The sequence below is a fragment of the Commensalibacter communis genome, from assembly GCF_947179015.1.
In the GTDB taxonomy this organism is placed as follows: domain Bacteria; phylum Pseudomonadota; class Alphaproteobacteria; order Acetobacterales; family Acetobacteraceae; genus Commensalibacter; species Commensalibacter communis.
Window position 1 is genome coordinate 16,735 of sequence record NZ_CAMXCM010000004.1, and the last position, 24,610, is coordinate 41,344.

24 protein-coding genes are annotated in these 24,610 nt (G+C 35.4%); 10 read left to right on the forward strand and 14 right to left on the reverse strand.

Going from position 1 to position 24,610, the window contains the following annotated elements; genetic code table 11:
- The first annotated feature begins 78 nt into the window (after window positions 1-78).
- From PQG54_RS08110 to PQG54_RS08120, 3 genes are all read left to right on the forward strand, one after another.
- Complete coding sequence (locus tag PQG54_RS08110) at window positions 79-1,272, forward strand: MFS transporter (protein ID WP_271789946.1); 1,194 nt, start codon at window positions 79-81, stop codon at window positions 1,270-1,272.
- A 36-nt stretch (window positions 1,273-1,308) separates the two neighbouring features.
- Window positions 1,309-1,674 (forward strand): MerR family transcriptional regulator, encoded by a 366-nt coding sequence (locus tag PQG54_RS08115; RefSeq protein WP_271789947.1) that lies wholly within the window; start codon window positions 1,309-1,311, stop codon window positions 1,672-1,674.
- Window positions 1,675-1,805: 131 nt separating this feature from the next.
- Complete coding sequence (locus PQG54_RS08120) at window positions 1,806-3,053, forward strand: calcium-binding protein (RefSeq protein WP_271789948.1); 1,248 nt, start codon at window positions 1,806-1,808, stop codon at window positions 3,051-3,053.
- 198 nt (window positions 3,054-3,251) lie between these two features.
- Here PQG54_RS08120 and PQG54_RS08125 read toward each other — a convergent pair whose 3' ends face one another.
- The 6 genes from PQG54_RS08125 to PQG54_RS08150 form a co-directional block, all read right to left on the reverse strand.
- On the reverse strand, window positions 3,252-5,867 hold the full coding sequence (locus tag PQG54_RS08125) for a GH39 family glycosyl hydrolase (RefSeq protein WP_271789949.1): 2,616 nt from the start codon (window positions 5,865-5,867) through the stop codon (window positions 3,252-3,254).
- Window positions 5,868-6,238: 371 nt separating this feature from the next.
- The gene (locus tag PQG54_RS08130) at window positions 6,239-7,411 is read right to left on the reverse strand and encodes a M20 aminoacylase family protein (RefSeq protein ID WP_271789950.1); all 1,173 of its coding nucleotides are present in this window, start codon (window positions 7,409-7,411) and stop codon (window positions 6,239-6,241) included.
- A 224-nt stretch (window positions 7,412-7,635) separates the two neighbouring features.
- Window positions 7,636-8,415: a DeoR/GlpR family DNA-binding transcription regulator gene (locus PQG54_RS08135; RefSeq protein ID WP_271789951.1), complete on the reverse strand. Its 780-nt coding sequence runs from the start codon at window positions 8,413-8,415 to the stop codon at window positions 7,636-7,638.
- 48 nt (window positions 8,416-8,463) lie between these two features.
- Complete coding sequence (locus PQG54_RS08140) at window positions 8,464-9,606, reverse strand: MFS transporter (protein WP_271789952.1); 1,143 nt, start codon at window positions 9,604-9,606, stop codon at window positions 8,464-8,466.
- A 95-nt stretch (window positions 9,607-9,701) separates the two neighbouring features.
- Window positions 9,702-9,968 carry an FIG domain-containing protein gene (locus tag PQG54_RS08145; protein WP_271789953.1) on the reverse strand — a complete coding sequence of 89 codons (267 nt, stop codon included), beginning with the start codon at window positions 9,966-9,968 and terminating at the stop codon, window positions 9,702-9,704.
- A 457-nt stretch (window positions 9,969-10,425) separates the two neighbouring features.
- The gene (locus PQG54_RS08150) at window positions 10,426-10,803 is read right to left on the reverse strand and encodes a hypothetical protein (RefSeq protein WP_271789954.1); all 378 of its coding nucleotides are present in this window, start codon (window positions 10,801-10,803) and stop codon (window positions 10,426-10,428) included.
- A gap of 27 nt (window positions 10,804-10,830) precedes the next feature.
- Here PQG54_RS08150 and PQG54_RS08155 point away from each other — a divergent pair, with 27 nt between their 5' ends.
- Complete coding sequence (locus tag PQG54_RS08155) at window positions 10,831-11,820, forward strand: RluA family pseudouridine synthase (RefSeq protein WP_370866901.1); 990 nt, start codon at window positions 10,831-10,833, stop codon at window positions 11,818-11,820.
- Between the two features lie 449 nt (window positions 11,821-12,269).
- Complete coding sequence (gene rpoH / locus PQG54_RS08160) at window positions 12,270-13,172, forward strand: RNA polymerase sigma factor RpoH (protein ID WP_271789955.1); 903 nt, start codon at window positions 12,270-12,272, stop codon at window positions 13,170-13,172.
- A 102-nt stretch (window positions 13,173-13,274) separates the two neighbouring features.
- Here rpoH and PQG54_RS08165 read toward each other — a convergent pair whose 3' ends face one another.
- From PQG54_RS08165 to PQG54_RS08175, 3 genes are all read right to left on the reverse strand, one after another.
- Window positions 13,275-13,595, reverse strand: coding sequence for an AzlD family protein (locus PQG54_RS08165; protein WP_271789956.1), 321 nt, complete (start codon window positions 13,593-13,595; stop codon window positions 13,275-13,277).
- Complete coding sequence (locus PQG54_RS08170) at window positions 13,585-14,346, reverse strand: AzlC family ABC transporter permease (RefSeq protein WP_271789957.1); 762 nt, start codon at window positions 14,344-14,346, stop codon at window positions 13,585-13,587. Before PQG54_RS08170 ends, PQG54_RS08165 begins: the two co-directional genes overlap by 11 nt.
- Window positions 14,347-14,640: 294 nt before the next feature.
- Window positions 14,641-15,543 (reverse strand): LysR family transcriptional regulator, encoded by a 903-nt coding sequence (locus PQG54_RS08175; RefSeq protein ID WP_271789958.1) that lies wholly within the window; start codon window positions 15,541-15,543, stop codon window positions 14,641-14,643.
- Window positions 15,544-15,636: 93 nt separating this feature from the next.
- Between PQG54_RS08175 and PQG54_RS08180 the strand changes: the two genes are divergently transcribed.
- A complete protein-coding gene (locus PQG54_RS08180; protein WP_271789959.1) occupies window positions 15,637-16,701 on the forward strand; it encodes an NADH:flavin oxidoreductase/NADH oxidase in 1,065 nt (354 codons plus the stop codon).
- 388 nt (window positions 16,702-17,089) lie between these two features.
- Here PQG54_RS08180 and PQG54_RS08185 read toward each other — a convergent pair whose 3' ends face one another.
- Window positions 17,090-17,536: a PACE efflux transporter gene (locus PQG54_RS08185; RefSeq protein ID WP_271789960.1), complete on the reverse strand. Its 447-nt coding sequence runs from the start codon at window positions 17,534-17,536 to the stop codon at window positions 17,090-17,092.
- A gap of 531 nt (window positions 17,537-18,067) precedes the next feature.
- On the opposite strand from PQG54_RS08185, the gene PQG54_RS08190 reads away from it, so the two are divergent.
- A complete protein-coding gene (locus PQG54_RS08190; protein WP_271789961.1) occupies window positions 18,068-18,253 on the forward strand; it encodes a hypothetical protein in 186 nt (61 codons plus the stop codon).
- Between the two features lie 185 nt (window positions 18,254-18,438).
- Here the strand turns inward: PQG54_RS08190 and PQG54_RS08195 are convergent, their stop codons facing one another.
- Window positions 18,439-18,876, reverse strand: a complete 438-nt coding sequence (locus PQG54_RS08195) for a PACE efflux transporter (protein ID WP_271789962.1) — start codon at window positions 18,874-18,876, stop codon at window positions 18,439-18,441.
- A 106-nt stretch (window positions 18,877-18,982) separates the two neighbouring features.
- Here PQG54_RS08195 and PQG54_RS08200 point away from each other — a divergent pair, with 106 nt between their 5' ends.
- Both PQG54_RS08200 and PQG54_RS08205 read left to right on the forward strand, forming a co-directional pair.
- Window positions 18,983-19,864, forward strand: coding sequence for a LysR family transcriptional regulator (locus PQG54_RS08200; RefSeq protein WP_271789963.1), 882 nt, complete (start codon window positions 18,983-18,985; stop codon window positions 19,862-19,864).
- A gap of 37 nt (window positions 19,865-19,901) precedes the next feature.
- Window positions 19,902-20,408, forward strand: coding sequence for a DUF6678 family protein (locus PQG54_RS08205; protein WP_271789964.1), 507 nt, complete (start codon window positions 19,902-19,904; stop codon window positions 20,406-20,408).
- A 19-nt stretch (window positions 20,409-20,427) separates the two neighbouring features.
- On the opposite strand, the gene PQG54_RS08210 is transcribed toward PQG54_RS08205, so the two are convergent.
- Window positions 20,428-21,132, reverse strand: a complete 705-nt coding sequence (locus PQG54_RS08210) for an acetolactate decarboxylase (protein WP_271789965.1) — start codon at window positions 21,130-21,132, stop codon at window positions 20,428-20,430.
- Window positions 21,125-21,952: a hypothetical protein gene (locus PQG54_RS08215; protein ID WP_271789966.1), complete on the reverse strand. Its 828-nt coding sequence runs from the start codon at window positions 21,950-21,952 to the stop codon at window positions 21,125-21,127. The genes PQG54_RS08210 and PQG54_RS08215 overlap by 8 nt, the downstream gene beginning before the upstream one ends.
- 229 nt (window positions 21,953-22,181) lie before the next feature.
- Between PQG54_RS08215 and PQG54_RS08220 the strand changes: the two genes are divergently transcribed.
- Complete coding sequence (locus tag PQG54_RS08220) at window positions 22,182-22,358, forward strand: hypothetical protein (RefSeq protein ID WP_271789967.1); 177 nt, start codon at window positions 22,182-22,184, stop codon at window positions 22,356-22,358.
- 552 nt (window positions 22,359-22,910) lie between these two features.
- Here PQG54_RS08220 and PQG54_RS08225 read toward each other — a convergent pair.
- On the reverse strand, window positions 22,911-24,554 hold the full coding sequence (locus PQG54_RS08225) for an alpha-keto acid decarboxylase family protein (RefSeq protein WP_271789968.1): 1,644 nt from the start codon (window positions 24,552-24,554) through the stop codon (window positions 22,911-22,913).
- Between the last annotated feature and the right edge of the window lie 56 nt (window positions 24,555-24,610).

Here is a 24,610-nt window from a genome sequence, read left to right on the forward strand (position 1 = left end):
CCCCTATTGACTGAGAGTAAACTCTCAAACGTATGATTTAAAGATATTGATCTTTATGCTATACGAAGAGAGCTTTTAATGACTGTTCCATCCTCTGATATTCCAAGCCAAACCCCTTATTGGAGCGCTATTCTATCCTTATTTATGGGGGTTACTTGTTTGATCTCCGCTGAGTTTTTGCCGATCAGCCTATTAACCCCTATTGCCCATGATTTACATATTACCGAAGGGCAAACAGGACAAGCCGTCACCGCCGTTGGTATTTTTGCCGTCATCACTAGCTTGTTAATTGCGCCGATTAGTCAAAAGATTAACAAAAAAACATTATTACTCAGTTTTTCTGTTTTAGTTATCTTTTCAAACAGTATCGTTGCAATCACTGACAGCTATTACGTGCTTTTACTGGGAAGATGCCTGTTAGGGATATGTGTGGGTGGCTTTTGGTCTTTGACCTCTGCTGTTGTCCTTGACCTTGCACCGACTAAAGATGTTCCCCGTGCATTAAGTATTATTTATGCTGGAGTGTCTGTCGCAACCATTATTTCCTTACCTTTTGCTAATTATCTAGCGCTTTTATTGGGGTGGAGAATGATCTTTTATCTTGCGGCATTGCTTGGGGTCGTCACGTTAATTTGGCAAGCCATATCGTTACCGCAACTCTCTGTTTCAAAGAACAGCAACTTCAACGCCATATTTGCATTAACACAACAGCCATGGGTCTGTTTTGGGCTTTTTGCAATGTTCTTCAGCTTTTCAGGTTACCATATCGTCTTTACGTATCTCAGACCCTTTATCGAAGGAAAACTTCATTTTACCAATAATGCTTTATCGCTAACTTTACTGGGTTTTGGTGTCGTGAATTGTTTGGGAACTTTTGTGGCAGGATTTATTTTGAATAAATCTTTCCGTATCACAATGATCGTCATTCATGTGATTCTGTGTATTGTGGCAATATTCTTTTATATCAATCATCAGATTACAGCAGATCTAACCAAAATAATGCTTTGGGGATTTATCTTTGGTATTATTCCCGTCGGATGGTCAACATGGATTACCCGAACCTTAGCCGACCGAGCAGAGATTGCAGGGGGATTAATGGTTGCAGCCATTCAATTTTCTATTACGTTGGCAGCAGCAATCGGCGGTATGATTTTCGATCATTATGGTTTAAATGGGTTGTTTATTGCATCGGCAGCGATCTTTATCTTTGCCATTTTCTGCACCATTATCAGCTTTTCTTTATTTTATAAAACAACAGGAAATCATGTATAATTTAAATAGTACTGTTATACGTCAAGGAAAGTAATCATGTCATATACCATTCATCAAGTAGCCAAGAAATTAAATATCAATCCTCATACCATTCGTTACTACGCCAAAGAAGGATTATTTCCCTTTGTCGATCGTAATGCCGCTGGTGTGCGCATCTTTCAAGAAACCGATGTTGAATGGGCTTCTTTAATACAATGCCTGAAAAACTCTGGTATGAAATTAAAAGATATCAAACAATTTATTGATTGGGTCGTCCAAGGCGATAGCACCATTAATCAACGATTGGAATTTTTCAGGAACCATCAAAGAAATGTTGAACAACAGCTGGCTGAGTTACAAGAAGTATTAAAAGTTGTAAAATACAAACGAAAATATTACGAAGAAGCCAAAAAATCATTGTAATACGTTCATTAAGATCCATACAAATTATAAATAACATGTATTGTTAATAGAATAATTCTACTTTAATAATATATTAGTCATCAATATGACTGTTCTATTATTATTTTAACATATATCGTTAGGATTTAGGTATGAGGCGCAATACATCTGCACAACTAGTTGAAAATGCTAACAGTGGTTCCGAAAAATTGGTTAATTTTGTCTTCTTACAATCAACCACAAATGCAATTACTTTTACTACCTCTGTAAATAATATTACTATCGGAGACAGCGACACAAATCTAACCTTAGATGATGATAACTATTATATTCTTTTTGGTAATGGGAATAATAAGCTTCAGATTGGCAATGGTGACAATGAAATCCAAGTTGGAGATGGAAACAACACCATTCTTACAGGTTATGGAAGTAACAGAATAACTCTAGGAATGGGTAATAATTCTTTAACGCTAAATGGTACTGATACTGTTTATAGTTATGGGGATTATAAACCTAATGCCTATAATTATGTTACAATTAATGGGGGTCATTCAAACATCAATATTTCAAATCAAGCTTATGTCTACGACATGAGCAACCCTGTTAATGATCCAGCATCAGGAAACATCAATAACTATATCTATGTCGGTTCAAACAGCCATGTGATTGGCGGACAACAAAATTATATCTCTTTTTTAGGAAACACAACCAACGAATCAGATCCATCTAAGATAAGCAAAAGTGTTCTAAAAAATACTTATAATAGTACTATTGGGTCTGCTTATGATAATCTTGTCGTCTCTGGTGGTCATAACAACGACTTTTATTACATTGGCAAAGATTTTTCTTTTTCAGGCGGCACTGGCAATACAAATGTTTTTCATGTTGAAGGACAAGTTAATATTAAAGGCTCTGATGGGCTGAATATGACAATCAATTCCTATAATGCTCAAAGTAATATATTTACTGCACAAGATGGGAATGAAACATTAAACGCCGCAGGATCAACAGGCGCATTTGGGATTTATGCCAACACAGTATCTGGCAGTCGATCTTCTTTGGTGGCTGTGGGAGGGCGCGGTGATGATACGTTAACGGCTGGTGTTGGAAACTCTACATTCACAGGGGGTGCAGGATCCAATTTATTTGCATTTACCAGCAGTGATGTAGCAAATGGTTCAACGGTTATTACCGATTTTCTTGCTTCTGAAGATAACCAAATTGCACTCTTTAATTATGGTTTAAATCGCAGCTCTTTATCTGCGCTATTAAAAAATTCTCAAAATGATGTTAGCGGTGATGCTGTATTAAATTTGGGCAACCATGAAATTATCATCCAAGGCGGATCTGTATCCGACCTGCATCCAAGTCAATTTATAGTTTACAACTCAAAAGCATAATAAATATAATTCAAGCTGATTTAATCAACAATCAGCTTGAAGCTAAGGGACTACCCCTTTAAAATAGAAACAACATATTTTAGTTTTATATATTTCTTTAGCCATCAATTTAGATTGCTTTGGAGTATATGAATTCAGTCAATATAATTTATATATTGACTGAAAAAGAGTATAATTATTCCTACTAACGAAGCAATCTTATTCAGGAATTAACACATAATCAATTGTATCATATCCAGCAGGTGTAGATTGTCCCGCACCAACATAAGAATTACCGTTAAGATTTGTATTTTTATACAAAACACCAGAAATATAAGGTACAAAACTTAAGCGATCTCCTATATCAAACGTCTTTGAGATATTAGTAACACAACTTTGTTGTGCGTCACTAAAGATCGTACTACCAGGACATGAATATATAGGGCTAAACTTACTTATGAATGCGATGAAGTATTTTTGGTTTGCAGTAAATACATAGTTAGGTGGTAAAAAGTCACGAATTGGCGATTTTTTGTTTAATGGTGCTTTAAACTGGTGTCTTACAATACCGCTTGTACCATCACCATAAATTCCACCATTGATATCTTCATCCAAAGGAATTAATACGTAAGTGAACGTATCTGCACCAGCTGATGAAGAGCTTCCTCCACCTATGAATTCATTACCATTGAGATTTGGATTTTGGTATAAAACACCAGAAATATAAGGCGTAAAAATTAAAGTGCCCGTTTCAATATCAAAGGTTTTTGCTAGAGTAGAACCACAATTTTGTGTTTCCGCATTGAAAACCGTAGTACCAGGACATACATATATTGCTCCAAATTTACTTATAATTGCAATTTTATATCTTTTATTTGCAGTAAATACATAATTAGGTGGCAAGATATCACGAATAGCTAATCTTTTACCAATCGGAAGTTTAACAGTATGCCTTACAACACCACTGGTATTGCCGGTATTGTTACCACCGTTGTTACCACCGTTATTACCACCGTTGTTACCACCATTATCGTTGCCGTTATTGCCGTTATCACCATTATTGTTGCCGTTATTATTACCATCATTACCGATCAATTCGATAGTATATAAAGTAACAGTAGATGGTTTTGCACCAGTATCCGTAATTTTAAGGACACCACCGGCAAAAGAGGTTTGAATTGATGCAGATACTTCTGACGCAGTCATACGATCTAGACGCGTACCTTCGATCACTCTGTATGCGGTCAATTTAAAACTTGTATAACCACTTGATATATTATTAACTTGGAACCCAACCCCTGTGTTGCTTTGGGTATAAGTTCTAGCTTTGGCTCGTAAATAACCAGAAACAGGTAATTGTGGAACAACCGTTCTTTGTGTCACAGCATTGTTAAAAGTTACCGTATTTGGATCAACACCACCAAACCATTCATTTATACTCCAGCTATCATTTAACTGATTAACTGTTCTGTTCGTATCTAAATAATGTTGTTTGTAATTAAATTTAGCTGAACTTCCAGAAACAAAGCTTGTGTCAATTTGATAATTAGCTGCAATAATATTGATTTTATTACCAGCATCATTTTGTGCAGCCATCGTTGCAAGTCCAGTATTAAACTGGTTATCGTGACTAAGAATATTTGGGGTTTCAAGCATTTTGTTGAATAAATAAAATCCTTGTGCAGCACATGTACAAAAATTCTTAAGTTTCGCGTCACTTGGATTAGGCTGATCATTAAATAATCCAAAAGAACTTGCATCACCACGATAATAATAGGCTTTATCTGTTTTACAATATTGCATAAAAATTAACGCAGATGTCAAATAAGCCGCATTTGTTGCTGATTGAACATTAGAAAGAATATTCGCTCTACCAAAAGGAGAAGAGTTCCATTCTGTACAAATACTTTCAATATTGCTATAACCATATTTGGTTAAAGCGGTTTGAATAGCATTCCCAATATCAATAACATTTTGTGGATCCGCAGTTAAGTTGCCATAAAAATGCCAAGACAAGAAATCAATAGGAGTACCTGTTGTACGACAATAATTTAACAAACCATCAATATAAGCCCCACCTGGATTATAACCATTGGCTACACCACAACCGCCGACCTTAGCATCTGGATCAATGGATTTAATCATACGTGCTACTTTTGAATAAAATTCGTAATAGACTTGTGGGTTATTATTATTCCAAAAAAACGTCAGGTCTGGTTCATTCCAAATTTCCCAATACGTCACTTTTCTGGGCAAGCCAATAGATTGATAATTTAAAGAGTAACGTTTTACAACCTCTCCCACTAAGCTAGCATAAATATCGAAATTCTCTGGAACTTCGTAACCACCATCCAAAGTACGTCCAACACGAAACATAACTTCTCGTTGGATATTATTAGGGTTAACAGACGGATTATTATCTAATATACGTTTGATATAACTGTCGGTTGGTTTATAATTTACGTTTTGCATCGCAAGAGAAAGATTTTTTGCTCTCATCCCCGCCGCAGCATACGGAAAGATTGTTCTTTTATTTGCATATTCTGCAATAAAAGTTCTTGCTTTTGCTTGTGAAGCACTTGGCACATTAATCATTAATTGATTTTGATTGCTTGATCTATTAGCAACAAAACCATTATCAATATCCCCTATTCCAAAAATATCATGCAAGCGAATATGGGTAACACCCATTTGGTTAAATTGATCTTCAAGATCTGGAAAACCAGGCGCAATTGAAATAGGTGAACCATTCACCCCACCAACGTCTTTTATTTTACCAGCTTTACCAGCAGAAGTATTAATTTGATTTTTATTAATATTAACTAAGAATACCATTTAAAATACCTAAAAAATTTATAATTAAAAAAATCTTTACTATTAATTTTTAAAAAAATATCAACTATAAATTGAAAACTTATTAGTAAAGATAGTATTATTATATCATAAATTGTCTTATTTTAAATATTAAAAGTAATTTTTAATGTAATAATTTTATTTATACAATCAAATTAATTATAAGTATTTAAAATAAAAGTATTTTTATTTTAATTTATTTCAATTATTATTTGTATATATTAAATATATTATAATATTTCTCAAAGAATTTTAGCGCCTGTCCCATATGTAAAGCAATTCTTCGAGTATAACACGCAGAAATAGATACTATTCAGATTAATAAAAATGATACTCAACCCGAATATAGACTATTATTTTTTTAAATATTCTTGAGTAATAGCACACCAAAAAGCTGCTGCTGGAATAATAATATCGTCATCAAAGATATATCCAGGATTATGTACCATGCAATTTCCTGGTTGATCACCATTCCCAACAAAGAAATATGCCCCATTTGGATGGGCTTCTAACATAAATGCGAAATCCTCACTGCCCATGACTGGGGATAAATCAGTATGCACCTTCTCTGCACCAAATAATTCTGTGGCAATCTTTACCCCAAAATCAACCGCTTGATCACCATTAACCAAAACAGGACTACCATTAATATGATCTATCTTAACACTGGCATCAAAACTTTTTGCTTGTCCTTCAGCAATTTCAGTAATGCGTTTCAATAATAATGAACGTGTATCAGGATGCAGACTGCGAACACTTAATTTTAATAATGCTTTTTCATTAATTACATTCGGGACATCGCCTGATTGAATGCTGCCCACCGTAATTACCGCAGCCTCTTGTGGAGCAACATTGCGCGATACAATCGTCTGTAATGCCACCACGATATGACAAGCCACCACCGCAGCATCAATCGTTCGTTCTGGCATTGCCCCATGTCCACCCAAACCAGTCACTTCAATATGAACTGTATCAGAAGAAGCCATCATTGCCCCTTTGGTGATATAAAATTCACCTTTTTTTAAAGAAGGCATATTGTGAATGGCATAGATAACATCGCATGGAAACAAATCAAACAACCCATCATCCATCATGTGCTTGCCACCATATAAGGTTTCTTCGGCAGGCTGGAAAATCAAATGAAGGGTGCCATCAAAATTTTTGGTTTTTGCCAAATATTCAGCAGCACATAAGAGCATCGTGGTATGTCCATCATGACCACAACCATGAAATTTATATGGGATTTTACTGATCCAAGGTTTATCATTTTTCTCTAGGATTGGTAAAACATCCATATCCGCACGAAGTCCAATGACTTTATCACTGCTGCCAACCTTTAAGGTGCCAACGACACCCGTTTTTGCTAAACCACGATGAACTTCATACCCCCACTCTGCTAATAACTTTGCAACCAGGTTACTGGTATCTTGTTCTTCAAATCCTAATTCTGGATTTTGATGAATTTTACGACGAATTTCAGTATATTTATCTTTATTTTTCGTTAATACATCTAGAATTCTATTCATTTTTTACGTCCAATCAACCGACCAAAAATTATTTCGAAGAATGATAGTCTTTCATTTTTAAACGAATGTAGCACGTGTTAAATAAACTAAATCATATAATAGTTGCCACTTCATTTTCTAATTTGAATTGTTGTAAAACAATTTTATCAACTAGCATAATATTCTGTATTATAAATGCAAGACAACCTATAATTAGAATTTGTATAACGATACTAAATAAAGCCTTATTTTTCCTGATTGGTATGATAAAAACGAATATTATTTTTAAATTGTGAAGATAATGTAGCATCTAATGCGGTACTCATAACAATAATATCAATTTCTTCTGATCTTGCCACTACGTAGCGCGCAACCATCGAAATCTTATTTTTTGTTAATGGGACAATCACTTGATTAGCCTGTTTAATGACGATTTTTTTGAATTCACAATCTGCATAACAAAATCCTGTTAATCCAACCTCATGATCCATCGCACATCCTCCGATAAAGACTTGATCGAAAATCATTTCTTGTATTTGTTGGATCGCCATCCCACCAATACAACCCCCTGTATCACGATGGATCTCTCCGCCCAATAAAATGACTTCACAATATTCAAGTTGTAATAAGGATACTGCAATTTCAGGAGAATTCGTGACAAAAGTTCCCTTGATCTCTTTGGGTAATGCCTTAGCCAAAGCAAGATTTGTTGTACTGGCATCCAAGAAAACACAACCATTATCTTGAATAAATTCTATACATTTTTGCGCTATTTGTTTTTTTTCATCATAATTACTTTGTTTTCTATCAACAAAATTATCATTCCTTAATGCGGATAAAACGGCTCCACCATAAACTTTTTTACAAATTCCTTGCTGGCTCAGTTCTTGTAAATCACGACGGATCGTATGTTCTGATACATTTAATTCTTCTGCTAATACAGCACAGACCACACTACCGTTTTTTAACAGTCTTCGATGGATCAATTCTTGTCTTTGTTGAGGGAAAGCAGCATAATCGAGCATCGGTTTTATTCTCTTTAAAATCAAATAAACAATATATTTTAGTAATCTTTAGCCAGCTTTCAGATGGTTTCGCAAAGCGATCGCCATAATCAACACCACCACCATTAACATAGCGACAAAGATAAACGCATGGGACAAAGAGCTGTGATGGGCAATAAACCCAATACCCGCAGGTCCCGCTAAGATGCCTAAATATCCCAAAGTTGTTATTGCAGGTACTGCCACAGCTTGTGGCATTGTGTTTTGTTTGCCGACTTGATTATACATCACGGGAACAATATTAGCGCATCCACTACCAATCAATAAATATCCTACAAGAAGCGTATATAATTCAACACCCGTAATCACAAAATAAAATCCAATCACGGTGATAATTGCACCAGCAATCACAACCCGCATTGCACCCAATTTGCCAATAATATAATCCCCTGTCAGGCGCCCCAAAGTCATTGAAGATGCAAAAAATACATAGCCCAAGCCCCCCAATGAATCATTGATATGTTTTGAATCAACTAAATAAACGGCACTCCAATCCAATGCACTCCCTTCAACCATAAATACAATAAAGCAAACAATACCTATAATCAAAACAACCCCCCTAGGAATAGCAAACGCTGGACCTTTGGTAGGGCTGACATCCGATATTAAATGCGGAACACATACGACAAGAAAAGCAATACAAAGTAACATCATCATTAATGTTGCAATAACAATATTGACACCAACATTAAGAAAACCAGTCATTAAACCAGCCCCTGCAATCCCCCCAACGCTGAACATGCCATGAAATCCAGACATCAGAGCTTTTTGAGCTTTTTTCTCTACCATGACTGCCTGAATATTAACAACACAATCTAACAATCCAATGCCAATTCCAAAACCAAAAAGAAATATAGCTAATAAAATTGAATGGGTGATCAAAGATAAAAATGGGAGCGTTATTAAAATGATGAAAACCGAAGCAATAATTACCTTCTTACATCCATAACGAGACGTTAAAAGACCAGCCGTTGGCATCGCAAGTGATGCCCCTGTTCCCAAACAGAGCAACAATGTCCCTAATACAGCATCATTAATCCCTGTATTCATTTTTGCAAAAGGCACAATCACGGCCCAAATTGCTGTAACCAATCCAGCAATAAAAAAAGCAATCCGTGTTGAATGCCGATCATTGATATATTTTTGTAACATCCATATTATCTTTCTATATTTAACAAGTGCAACACTTGTTGATGCAACTCTAAATTTACCGTTGCCACCACAGCCCCACCTTGTTCAGGTCTGCTTCAATCAAGAGTAATTACAACCCTGCCTGCATGTTCAATAATTGGAATCAAAGGTATGATATCATAAGGTTGCAAAGAATATTCTACACAAATGTCAATATGCCCCGCAGCCAGCATAGCCATTACATAACATTCGCCGCCATATCGGGCGATTAAGACTTTATCTTTTAACACATCAAATCGATTATTTGGATAAATCTCAACAGATTCTGGAGCAGTTATATGTAAAATAGCTTGATGAAGCATAATTTCTTGTCTTGTCCTCATTCTCATGATTCCTAAACGCCCAAAGAACCACGATTTGCCCATCAGACCAAAAAAAATCAAATGAGGGAAAAGAAGAGTTGACCGTTTTGTTCTCACTTTTATATCGTTTTTCCTTAGACAAAATGATATATTATGATATCTTATGCAATATTTAAATGATAGATTATGATAATTTATATATTTATGATCAGTCAAAAGCATTTTGGAATTGAAAAAATACTAAATTACTTGATTATCACGGAAAATATAAAGACGTAGCGCTTCACAAAATCCACCATCAAATAAACTTAAATGAAATACTTAGTTTTACTGCAACAATTAAGATCTCAAAAATGATATTACTGGATAATATACATCACCAAACCTTAACTGAAATGCCAATATGATAGAGCGTGATTGAACCTAATAATACTATCTATAGACCAATTCAAACGCCCTTTATCATGTTATATCAGTGTTATTGCCCAGAAGATGGCGTTTCAGATAATTTTACTTCAGATAACTTTTGTTGATTAGCAACATCCCAAATAATTACACGATCAGGCAGCCCACCACCACTCAGAGAAATAGCCATCGTTTGATCAGATTGGCGAAACACTTGGGTAATATGGGTACCATTAGGCTCTTGTAAAACACTGACTGGACGAGTAATAGAGGGAGCAGAGCTTGTAACATTAGCAACAGCTGGATGGTCATTTTTATGAAGAATACGACTGACGATGACAAAAATCAGAACGGTCGTCGCAATAATAATCAACACCCCAAGGAAAATAACTAATGCTAACATTCCTTTGTTTTTCGATGTTAAAGGCTCTGTTGTTTGTTCTGGTGGCATATTCATCTCTTTTTTGGAACTTTCTCTATGTCTGATATAAATAATATGATTGAGTCTTCTATTGTAGCCCTCGTTGCAAAAGAAAACAATAATATCCGTCTTGATCGTTTCCTTGCCCAAACATGCGATGACTATTCCAGATCTCGTATTAAATCGCTAATAGAGCAAGGACTGTGCCAACGCAATCATTTAATCGTTCGTGATCCATCAATTTCTGTCAGAGAAGGCGATCATATTGAGTTGTCTATTCCAAAAGCAAAACCATATATTGTTGAAGCTCAGCATATCGCACTTGATATTTTATACGAAGACCACGATTTAATCGTGATTAATAAACCCGCAGGCTTAGTTGTTCATCCTGCCCCTGGGAACGAAGACGGTACATTAGTCAATGCATTGCTTGCCCATTGTGGCGACCAGTTGACGGGTATTGGTGGGGAAAAACGTCCAGGCATTGTACATCGACTAGATAAAGATACCTCAGGCATCATTGTCGTGGCAAAAACCGAGCAAGCATTAACAAAACTATCCGAAGATTTCGCCAACAGAAATATTGATCGGTTATATCTTGCTTTGTGTTGGGGTGTATTAAATCCTACCAATGGCAGTATCGAGGGCAATATAGGACGCGATCCTTATGATCGCAAAAGAATGGCTGTCGTCAAACGTGGCGGAAAATTCGCCAGAACCCACTATAAAACACTAAAAATCGTTAATCCTGCCATCAGTTTAATCCAATGTAAGCTTGATACAGGCCGGACCCATCAAATTCGTGTTCATCTCTCTAAAGAAGGACATCCTTTGGTTGGTGATCCTGTTTATTTAAAGCGAGTTCCGGCGATCTCTAAACATATTCCACAAGAACAAAAAAATAATGCTTTGGATTTTCCACGCCAAGCACTTCATGCGACCCTTTTAGGATTTACACATCCAATTACACAACAATATCTGCAATTTGAAAGCGACTTGCCCCCAGACATGGCAGAATTGATGTACAAATTATATGTCAATTCATAAAATCGTGTAATTGAAAAAATTCATAATGATGACAAATAAAAACAATCAAGTCCAATTTCAAAGAATCTCCGATTCGCCCCGTAACGAATCATTTTAATCGCTCTCAAAACGTTACAAATTCTTAAAAACTTATAATTTTTTTCGTTAATTTTTTATTAACAAAGCCTTTATTATGTGTCATACAGTTATTTTAAATGCAAGTCTGTGCGATATGATTTATTAACGATTAATAATATTGCGATCCAAAATCGTTTTTATCGATCAAAAAGCGTAAATAAAGGGCGTATTTCTTTTGACAGGACTAATTTGGTCTGGTAGAAAATAATCATTGAGTGATAATTTCTCAATCAAAAACAAAAGCGACCAAACAAGGTCGTATATCGAAATTAAAAAGATCTATAGAACAATTTTGCGACAGCAAAGTTAATATCATAAAGGAGCATAAATTTATGGTGTCTTCAATGTTAAAAGTATCTCCGGATACAAACCTTACTCAATATATGCAGTACACACGCAAATTTCCACTTTTGACGTTAGAGCAAGAGTATGAATATGCAACAAAATGGAGAAATGAGGGAGATATCGAAGCCGCACACCGTTTGATTACCGCCCATCTAAGGCTGGTTGTCAAAATCGCAGCTGGATATAAAGGCTATGGTTTACCTTTGAACGAGTTAATTAGCGAGGGCAACATTGGGATGTTACAGGCAACCCAACGATTTGATCCCGAAAAAGGCTTTCGTTTTACAACTTATGCCATTTGGTGGATCAAAGCTGCTATTCAGGAATATATCTTACACAGTTGGTCTTTGGTTAAAATTGGTACAACAGCCGTGCAAAAGAAACTATTTTTCAATCTTCGCCGTTTGAAAAGCCAAATCAAAGCCCTTGGTGAAAATGACCTAAATCCTGAACAACTAGAGATGATCTCTAAATCTTTAGGAGTGCCCAAAATTGAAGTGCAAAACATGAACCAACGCCTAAGCGCACATGATCATAGTTTAAACTCACCTATTGGGAATGATAATGATTATGACGAATGGCAAAGCATGTTGGTTGATGAAAGCAGCAATCAAGAGGAAAATTATGCCGAACAAGAAGAGTTATCAAACCGCAAGAATATGCTTCAAGAAGCAATGAAGTCTCTTAAACCAAGGGAACGCGAAATTTTAGTAGAAAGGAGATTAAAAGAAAAGCCTGCTACTCTTGAAGAGCTTTCCCAAATATACAATATATCAAGGGAACGTATTCGACAAATTGAAGTAAGAGCGTTTGAGAAACTACAAGAGCTTATACAAGGCAATGTCAGTCGTTCACAAAATAATAATTTTAGTAACCACGCCATTGCATGAATTAAAAATACTGAAGTTAAATAATAAAATAGAATACTAAAGTTAAATGAGATTTTTTCTAAAAGAGATTTATATTTGTATATAAATCTCTTTTTAATGTGATTAATGCAATATCATTGGCAAGAAATGTCTTAATACACCTGCTGATCCAATACCGACAATTAATGTCATTAAAAAAGAAAAACGCATTGCAGCTAAAATCGTTAAAATAACTGCGATGAAATCAGACAGTTTACCTGTTACAAAAATAGGTGCGATCAAAGAAATCATCACACATCCTGGTAATATCTCAAGAATTCTTGTTAACCGTGGATAATTTCTATTCCTTAATAACAGATATCCACTGATACGCGTTAAATAGGTCACCATACCCATACATAAAATTGTTAAAAATGCATGGTGATTAATTAAATTATCTAGCATGATTGATCTCGAAAAAACTTGGAGGTAAGCATAACACAATCAACAATCCTGTCATCGCGCCTGCCATCACATACCATTGCCCAGGGATCAGGAGATGAACGACACAAGCAACCAACAAGCTACAAGCCCAAGGAATTCCTCGACGCCATCCATTCCACATCCCTTTTAACAAAACAATAAATACTGCTGGAAACGCCATGTCAAACCCATACTGGGTTAAATCCCCCAACAAAGGCCCAATCAATAGCCCCAAAAGTGCTGTAATGATCCAAGTAATGTAAAAAGAGATCGCTATTGTGATATAATAAGGATAGCTAAAAGGTTCACGATACCCTTCTTCCATTCTTCGATAGCTATCTTGTAACGAAAGCGCCCATGTTTCGTCACACAATAAAAAGAAAGATAACAGCATCTTACGCACAGGTTGCCTACGACATATTGGGATCATGGTAACACCCATTAATATATGGCGACAATTCACCAACAATGTCATACAGACAATCATCAGCAAAGGTGGCGTTTGTTGCCACAGACCAATCGCCACAAATTCTGAACCACCAGCGAAATTCACCCCACACATCAAAACTAACTCCAACCAACTCATCCCTTTCATCTTGGCTTGGGCACCCAACATCATTCCAAAAGGAATAAAGCTGATGATTAAGGGAATAGCTGTTTTAAACGCACGTAAACATTCATGACGAATGTGATGTTTTAATTTCTGCTGTGCAACAGAAGATGGAGGAGACATTTCCTTTTCCTACTTTCAAAAGTTAAGGAAAAACCTTAGTGTTTCCCACCCATAAAGTAAATGATTTCGTACAAAAATATTACAGAAAATATAGACATAAATAAAACTATATTACCTACAAACTATTCGGTTTAAAATAGTACAAACAAGACATAATCACGCATATTTTTGATTGTAATAAACTTAGAACTAGTTTTCCAAAAATTAAACAGTTATGAAAATACCAAAAGACTGAATGACGCTATTGCATGATGATTTTATCATGTTAGCCATGCCAATGTTCAATCCCCTGCTCTATGCTTCATTCGATATGTTAGCTATTAATTGCCTTAACCATTGTTGCCTTGGATCACGATGGTTGCGTTCATGCCAAGCAATGATTTTAGTAAAACCTTGTATTTCAATAGGTGCATCAACTGTTATCATATTAGTAAATTTTTTTACAACACGTTCTGGGGCAACTGCAATAAAATTGCTTTGTTCCAACACACAAGGTAACAGCAAGAAACTGGTAATAGATAATGCCACTTTACGATTGAGCCCTAATTTTTTTAATGCCGTATCAGTAACCCCACAAAATTGCCCACCATGATGAGAAACAAGCACATGCTCATAATTACAAAAGTCCTCTAAATTCATCTGCTTTAATTGAGCCAAAGGATGATCTTTACGCATCACGCAAACATAGCGTTCTTGATATAAAACGCGTTGATATAAAAATTCAGGGGAATAATATGGATCCGTTAGTAATATATCCAACTCTCCACGTTCCAACATCAATTGAACATCTAATTTATGATATGAAACAAAAGCAACCTTTACATTGGGGGCTTGTTGTTTCAAAGCCATCACAAAAGGAATTCCCGTTACCATCATATCATTATCATTTGCAGCAATCGTAAATGTCATTTTTAATTCAGACGGATTAAACTGCGTAGGCTGCATTAAAAGATTAATCTCTAGCAATATTTTTTTTATCGGCTCTGACAAAGATAAAGCCCGATCAGTCGGCACCATCCCATGAGACGCACGCACAAACAAGGGATCATTGAATTTATCCCGTAACCGATTTAGCATAATACTGACGGCTGGCTGAGTTAGTGATAATTTCTTTGCGGCACGGGTAACATTACGTTCATCCAGTAATGCATCCATGACTTTTAGTAAATTAAAATCTAATGATCTGATATTATCCATATTTATAATCTTTATATAAAAGCTTTATTATATTTATATCAGCATTCTTCTTATACTCATAGATAATTCAATTATAAAGGCGAGACAAAATAAATGACCAAATTATATCATTTAAACACCCCCTATCAAATCAAAGGACTTTCCGTGAAAAATCGTGTAGTGATGCCACCTATGTGTCAGTACCAAGCCCGAAATGGCATCGCAAATGAATGGCATTATGTGCATTATGCATCTCGTGCTGTAGGTGGGGTTGGGTTTATCATTGTGGAAATGACCAGCGTTGCTGAAAATGGTCGTATTTCTCCAAATTGCCTTGGATTATGGAATGATGAGCAACGCGATGCCTTTAAACCAATCGTTGATGCAGCACATGCTTATAACAGCAAAATTGCTATTCAAATCGCTCATGCAGGACGCAAATCGTTGGGCGAGGAAAATGTTGTTTCCTCCTCACCAATGATTTACGAAGGTAACCCTGATGCTGGCGATGGAAAATGGGCATATAAAACGCCAAAAGAACTAAGTCAACCAGAGATCGCCAAGTTGGTTCAAGCATTCCAAGATACTACAAAACGTGCGATCGAAATCGGCTTTGATGCCATAGAATTACACGGCGCACATGGTTATTTAATTCATCAATTTTACTCACCCAAACTAAATCAACGCACGGATGAATATGGTCAAGATAAATTCCTGTTTGGCAAACAAATTATTAAAGCTGTTAAAGAAGTTATGCCCGCAGAAATGCCACTAATTATACGAATCTCTGCACAAGAATTCGGAGAGAATGGCTTTGACCTTGCCTATGGTTGCGAAGTTGCCAAACAATTTGTCGCCGCAGGTGTTGATGTTGTTCATGTCAGCGGTGGTGGTGATGGCCAATTGGATAAAGATCATCATCCATCCTTCAATGCTGGTTATCAGGTACCCTTTGCCAGAGCTGTCAAGCAAGCAACCAACGTGCCTGTGATTGCTGTTGGAAAATTGGAAGATCCAGAATTAGCAGATTATATTCTAGCTTCTGGTGATGCAGATTTAATTGCCGTTGGTCGAGGCTTATTGCGCGATCCTTACTGGGCATTAAACAGTCAATATGACAACAACACACCTAGTAATGAGGTGCAATTTACTCCAAAATCTTATCAACAAGCTTACTAGGCTTTATTCAGAACAACTTTTTTATAAGAAAAACCATGCTCTATGATGGTTTTTCTTAATAACATTTCAAAATGCGCATAGAGGTGCCAATCTTAATGGATTATTGGAAAAACCAGATTATAGATTGGAATTTCCCAAATAAAAGTCCAGATCGCAGAACTACTTATATTGCCTTGACTTGTTTACGTGTCCGTTTCGATATTAAGCATTGCCGTGAGATCATACTATTTTGAGCAAAAAATGAGTTTTTCTTGTATATAGCCCATTTCTAACCATTTATTTTTAAATACCGAATTGTATTCAGTTCTATAAAAAAAGAGTTCAATCCAGGAGGATTAAACTCAAATAAGAATAAATAAATAAAACGAATGGTTAGTCAGTTTAGCTATTAAGGATTAAGAGAATATTGCACCTTACCTTTCTTCTCGTCAACAGGAAAAATATAGTCATAAGCAAGATTAAAAAAGAATGTATATCCCAAGTAAAACAAGACGATGGTGATATCCATTACAAAGGCTGTAATCAGGCTTATTCCCAGATACCACGCAACTACTGGAACGAGGGAAATAGTCAGCCCTGCTTCAAATAAGATTGCATGAAATACACGAATAGTTACATTTTTTTCGGTTGTACCGCGAAAGTAAACCATAATTTTATCAAAGGATATATTGTAGATAAAATTCCAAATTGTTGAAACCAATGATGAAGCAATTGCAACAACACTCATTTCGGTGACAGGTTGGTTAAATAGTAATACACCAACGGGTATAAATAAAAATAGTCCAATTATCTCATAAGAAATCGCATGCCGAACTCTATCTCGGAAACTACGCATTTTAAAATACTCTTTATTAGTTTTATATTCTTCGTTTTTGACAAATCAATTACTAAGTTTGTATTTTTTTATTTGGGTTTGATTTTTTTTCTTCTTTTTACTCTGTTGTTACTTACCCATAAGTATATCTGCTCTGATTTTAGAAGTAAACAACAACAAATCACCCATAGTGCTTCATTTTTGAAACACTAAACATCGTGGCACACCAAAATTATGATTAATAATTACCGCCATCTATCAACAAATTAAGGGGTAACCATGCCCTACCCAGCAATCATTTTAAAAATGCCGTTCGATTGATAAAAATAACATTATTCAATAAATAAAAATTTTTTTGTTTGATGTCTAATTGTCTAAAATGATCGTTTGTAAATAAAGAATAATGATTTTCGAAAGGTTTATTCTTTGGTAAAATCTATTTATTCAAAAACATTAGCACCCCTACTAATGAATTAAATTTAATTGATAACATAAGATTTACCTAAAATTAATGAATACAAGCCTCTGTAAGTAATTATAATGAGCTCTATAATGAACATGTTACTAAGTGGGAAAAATCTTGTTTTACAAAGTAAATCTGAAGCTACAGATTATATCGCTTGGTTAGAACTCTCATTACAGGATCAATTAAAACCCATTTACCCCCTTCGAACAGACAATTATGCGATGCTAGGACATTCTAAATATCATTATATTTGTCCCATTGAACGAGCATGATTTAGAGATCGTAAATCCTCATTTTTGAAATCCGATATTGAAAATAGTTTTGACTCCTCATACGATCATATTGGTCAATATTTTTATTTAAACTCAATCAATAAGTTAATAAAGTTTTAAACCACCGCAATTTAATACTCGATCAGTTTATGTCAGCCAATCAGATTGACGAACATCCTTTGTAGCTATTTCGTGCGAATAATCGTTTCTTTCTCTTTAACTGGAAAGATAAAATCATAAGCAATATTAAAAAAGAACGCATAAACAAGATAAAAAACAACGATCCCTATGTCCATAATCAACGCATCTAGGAAACTAATATTCAAATACCAAGCAATCATCGGCAAAGTAACCAAAGTCAATCCGACCTCAAAAAGGATTGTATGAAGAACACGGATTAATAAGTTCTTTTTCACATAGCCCAAAAAAAACAATAAAGTTTTATCAAACCCTAAATTATAAACAAAATTCCAAATAGTCGCCGCCAATGAGGAAAAAATACCGATAACCCCCATATCAGTTACTGAATGGTGAAACACCCATACAGAACAAGGAATAAATAAAACTAATCCTAAAATCTCAAACATGATGGCATGACGGATTCTGTCCCAAAAGCTACGCATATGTTACTCTTTTTATCTTTATATAGTGATTTACTTTTCCCACACATAGCATATATGCTTTATTTTTAGATGTAAATATCAACAAATAAGCTCTGGTGGTTCACTTATGAAACATATGAATTGGGATAACCTCAGGATCCTCGTCATCGTTGCACGCTCCAAGACCCTTCGGCGTGCTGCACAAAAAACAGGAATTAGCCCAGCAACACTTTCAAGACGTATTGATGAACTAGAGCAAGAACTGGGCGTTAAATTAATAGAGCGCGTGCAAGCAGGATGTATCCCAACCCCAGCTGGTGAAGAAATCATTGACTGGGCAAAAGATATGGAGGAAATTGCCTTTGAAATTGAGCGCACGGTCGATCAACAAGATTTTCATGAGGTCGAAGGAACCGTCAAAATCAATGCCAACGAGTTAATCTCTTATTTTTTAACCTCAAGATTTGCAGAATTTCACAAATTACATCCCAATATAGAAATTGAAATCATCACCTCCCACCGTGCCTATAGTTTAACCAAGCTGGAGGCAGATATTGGTATTCGAACATTCCGTCCAGAGCAAGGGAACTTAATTATTCAAAAAATAGGCACCCTTTCCTATGGTTTATATTGCGGGCAAGATTACTACAAAGAACATAAAGTAAATATCGAAAAACAAAATTGGGGCAAATTGGATTTTGTTGGTTTTGACGAAGTACGCGCTCACTTCGAAACCGAAAAATGGTTACGATCTTTACCCAATGCACCCACACCGTGGATGCGATGCAGCTATGCTCTGGGGATATTTGATGGCATTACGCACAATAACGGACTGGGTGTCTTGGATACGTTTGTTGGAACAGAAATCCCAAACCTGTTACATCCTGTGATACCACATATTCCAGAGCTGGATAAAGAAATATGGTTGTCCATTCACAGTGGATTAAGATCCAGTGCCAGAATTAAAGCGGTTAAAAATTATATTAGTGAACTTTTTAATCAAAAATAATAAGGTAAAATTCAATACTCACACTGAGATCAATCAAATGACCGAAACATTCCTTTTAGGTGCAACAACCTTATATGAAGAATACACCATGCATTACACTGCACACAGGGAATATTTTAAAGAATTAAGAGAAAACGTTACCGCTCTTATTACAAAAAAACGTCTATTTTCCTGTATGAACACAACCAAATGGCTTGAACTACAAACTGCTATTCATACATTACTATTTCCTCCTGCGAATATTGTACGATGTGTGACAGATGCAGAAAATCATCCAGAATCTGTCAACGCAATGGCAATATTGGAAGAAAAAATACCCTCATGGTTCGGATGTTGGTCAAACTATTATTGCGAAGGGTTACCCCCTCTGTTTAACATTGAATGGATGAAAGTCCGTCCCCAACTTGAAAAATTCAGAGGAGCCTTAATCAAACCCGAAATTATCGACGAGACTAACGAGTTCAGAGCAATCTTAGAGCGTCTGAACATCCCTTATGAAGAAACAGGAAATATATTTACTATATACGGGTATAAAGCACCTTAACAGATAGAAAAGCAGAGTATTATTTTTCTATTTTCTGAATCATCTCATCCAACATATTCACATCAATATTCATCTTTTTATAAGAGTTACTTTTAGGGTTCGTAATTTCGATAGTTTGTTTTTCTTGGAAACTTAATTGCGCATAATTCATATAGAATTCCAAGACATGACCACTAATTTGCTTGCTCTCATCCAAAAAGTGAAAATGAAAACCAGGAACAGAAACACGACCAAATAATTCTGGTGTCCAAAAGCCAATCAACCGTCCCTCAATTTGATGAAAAGTGTCGACTTTTTGCGTTTCTGCCAGTTCATCAACATTTCTTTCTTCACCATCTGCTAAAGAATAAGGGCGTCTAAAAATAATTTGTTCGAAAACCCCTTGCAAGGAAACTGCAATAAAAATATTTTGCGCTTGAATAAAACGCTTTAAACATGCTTCAATATTCTTATGGTTCACATGTTCAACAACATATTCATGTTCAGGGTTAAAGTTGGTTAATTGAATGAAAGGAACTTTTTCTTCATAATCCAATGTTTCCAAGGATTGACCTGCGGTGGCTTCATAGGCTGTGCCGTCATAAATCGTAAGCTCGCCATTTAAATTCGCCGAACATCCCAAACCAAAATTACATCCACAACTGAGCTTAGCAAAATCTCTCTCGCCTTGCACATGTCCTGCCATCAAAGCCCCAATCGTTGAAAACTGAATAATTTTAGTCATTATGTTGTCCTTTTGATTGTTGAGTATCTTGATAAGATTGCATTAACCGTAATCCAACGATCTTATCGGCGAATTCTTTGATTGTTAAGGGTTTTGATGCCGTAGAGGGGCGAAACAGATGCATTAATCCAAAAAGAAGAAAAAGAACACCAAAAATTATAGATAATATCGTGCCTGCATAGAAGCAAAGGCTTGACAACCCAATAAAAAACATACCTAGAGGAATACTACTCCACTCTATCGGAAAGTTAAAATAAAGGTCAAAAGCATCATACATCTTTTTCTCTAAACCCGTCACCCATAAAACAGTTTTAATCATTCTTTTTGCTTTATATCCATCAATCCCAAGTCCATTCCTATTAATCAATAAGTGAGAAGATGCAGCAATATTTTTGATGGCAGTAAAATTTCCAATTACATTATAAATTTTATTATAATAAGCATCTTGCTTTTGTTGGGGCAGTTCTTTAAATCGTTGCCATTGAGCATGATAGACTTCAAATAATTCTATGAAAACATCCGCAAAAATCTTAACATTGATAGGTTTAGGATCACTACACTCATAATAATCCAAATACGGAAAATACCAGTAAATAATCTCATAAGGCAAGTCAATCGCGCTGCCTGCTTCATGGATTAAATAAGGGGCATCCAAATCATTCAAATAACTTAAATCATATTCCTCTAAATCTGAGATCATATCAGAGGTTAATTCTTTGTCAGATTTAGGATTTAAATATTGATAACAAACCTTGTATATCTTATGACGCAATATCTCTCGTTGTTCCATTTTTGCAGCCAAGTTTTTAAGCTTATCCATTGAAATAATCTCTGCACATCATTTGAATAAAATGAGCTTAACAGCTTACACTTTAAAAACGAATATAAATATGAATTTATTTAATATATAAATTCATTGAATCCGTTCAGAAATACCCCTACTCACTTTGATCTATTACTGTTTTGAACAATATAATGATAGTTGAATTACAGTTAAGTTCAAATCTATGATATTAATTACAATCTTTCAAAATTACTTATGAATATCCATGATGAATACAATATTCCCAATCAATAAAATTGGAAAAATACTTAATGGAGAAGATAGAGGAAACTATATCAAAGTCATTTTGAATGAAGATAATAGCTTCTCGATCTTACTGACCCCAGACCCAACTAACCCATCTATTGGATTTGATGATTGGGTGCCAAACCAACAGGCATAAATAAAATATTTTAATGAGACTGGATGGGTAATTGAATGGCTGGATCAAGATCACTTCTCTAATCCTTAACCCAATCGGCAATGCGCTCATTTGGCTTTAAATCATCTATCTCTTTTATAATGAAAAACCGTATCAAAACGAACAGAAAATTAGCAGGCTTCTACCATAAAAACTTCATGACAATCCTGATAAAATGTCAATCTTTTAATCTTATCCAAATCCTCTATTAAGCCCACATTGGCTTTAACGAACAAATCTGCCTGTAGATCAAAACTACCAATAATTGTTAATTGCTAACCATTATATGACCACATGGCACAATCAAGCCATCTGCCTGATTGTTTAATTTTTGTATTTAAATCATCTATTTTTTTGATTGACAATAGTTTCCATAACAACTCATTTCTTAACAATCATAAGTTAAAAAATAATATCATCAATCTCCACTTTTTTGGTTTTTAATACATAATACTATACAAAATATTCCAGCCTCACTTTTTAAATATAAGGCTGGAATATTAAGACTGAAATTAATTTTTGAGTTGATAAATACTAATATAATGTATCTTTTGACTCTTTCATTTTTTCGCCTAATTCTGATGCTGCATATCGATCAGTCATTACCTCGATATAAGATGCATGCTCGGATTGTTCAGCTTGTTGAATGGCAGCATCCAACTCTTGACAATTCGTAACTTGTTTACATTCCCAATCATTACATCCTAAGGCTTTTGGCAGTTCTGAATAATTCCATTGGGCTAAATTATTATAATAGGTTTCAGGATCATTACACAAAAGACGTTCAATCAAATATCCATCATTATTCAACACAATAACAATTGGTTTTAACCCAAAACGAGCAAATTGACTGATTTCTTGTGCCGTTAATTGATGAGACCCCTCACCCGTAATTAAAATAACTCGACGATTAGGTTCAGCAACAGCAGCACCAAAAGCAGCAGGCGTTGCCCATCCAATAGATCCCCACAAGGTTTGATTATAAATCTTAGCATTTTCAGGCAAATGTGCGAACCCTAGACCCATAGAGGAATTTCCTGTTTCTGCAAAAATAATATCATCTTTTTTGAACATTTTTTCCAAACGAGCATAAAAATATTCTGCTGTAATTTTTCCATCTTTACCACTGACTGGCTCACCCAGACCTGTTGCTTTTGGCGCATTCATAGAGAATTTAGGTAAAGAATCTTTCAGTTTAGCCAACACATCTTTCATATAAATATTATGATAAACTGCCAATCCGATTTTAACATGATCGGGCATAATATTAATATATCGTTCATTCGGTATTTGCGCTGTGAAGCTGCCAGTATTAAAGTCCGTCAACATCGCACCGATCCCTAAGATACAATCACAATGTTCAACATATTCTTGAACAGTTTTGTTTAATAAATGTCCATTATACATCCCGATATATTGAGGATTAGCTTCACTTAAAACACTTTTATCCATAAACATCGTGGTATAAGGTAAATTCGACTGATCGATAATGGCTTGCACTTCGATTGCGAACCCTAGTCGCGCAGATAAGATACCAGGCATAACGCATGCCGTTTTGCTATTGGTTAATTTTTCAACAATCTTTTTTACTGCTTTATCTAAAGTTACAGGATCACTTTCTGGAAAGGTAACAGCTTTTGTTGTCGTTTGTTCTTTGACCGGTGAAACCGCATAATCAGAAGGAAATCCCATATAAACTGGCTTTCTTTCTTTGAGTGCATAAGCAATTAACCGTTTTGTTTCTTCTATACAATTATCGGGAGTCATGATTGCATGCGCACAAACAACATTTTGACTCATTTTATAAAAAATATCAAACTGACCATTACCCAATGTATGATGAACTAGTTTTTTGTTTTCTTGTGCTGTTGAAGCTGGCATCCCAACCAAATGAAAGATTGGAAGGTTTTCAGCATAAGCCCCCGCAATCCCATTCATTGCACTTAACTCGCCAACTCCAAAAGTAGTAGATAGTGCAGCAGCGCCTTTGACACGGGCATATCCGTCCGCAGCATAAGCAGCGTTTAATTCATTACAATTCCCAATCCAACGCATTGTATTGCTATTACAAACTGCATCCTCAATCGGGAATGCATAATCTCCAGCAACTCCAAAAACATCATCGATCCCTAAATCATCTAAGCATGATAATACATATTCAATAACGGTAATTTGCATTTTACTCTCCTGATTTTATGAACTTAAAATAAAAACCATCAATCGTTGATTGACTT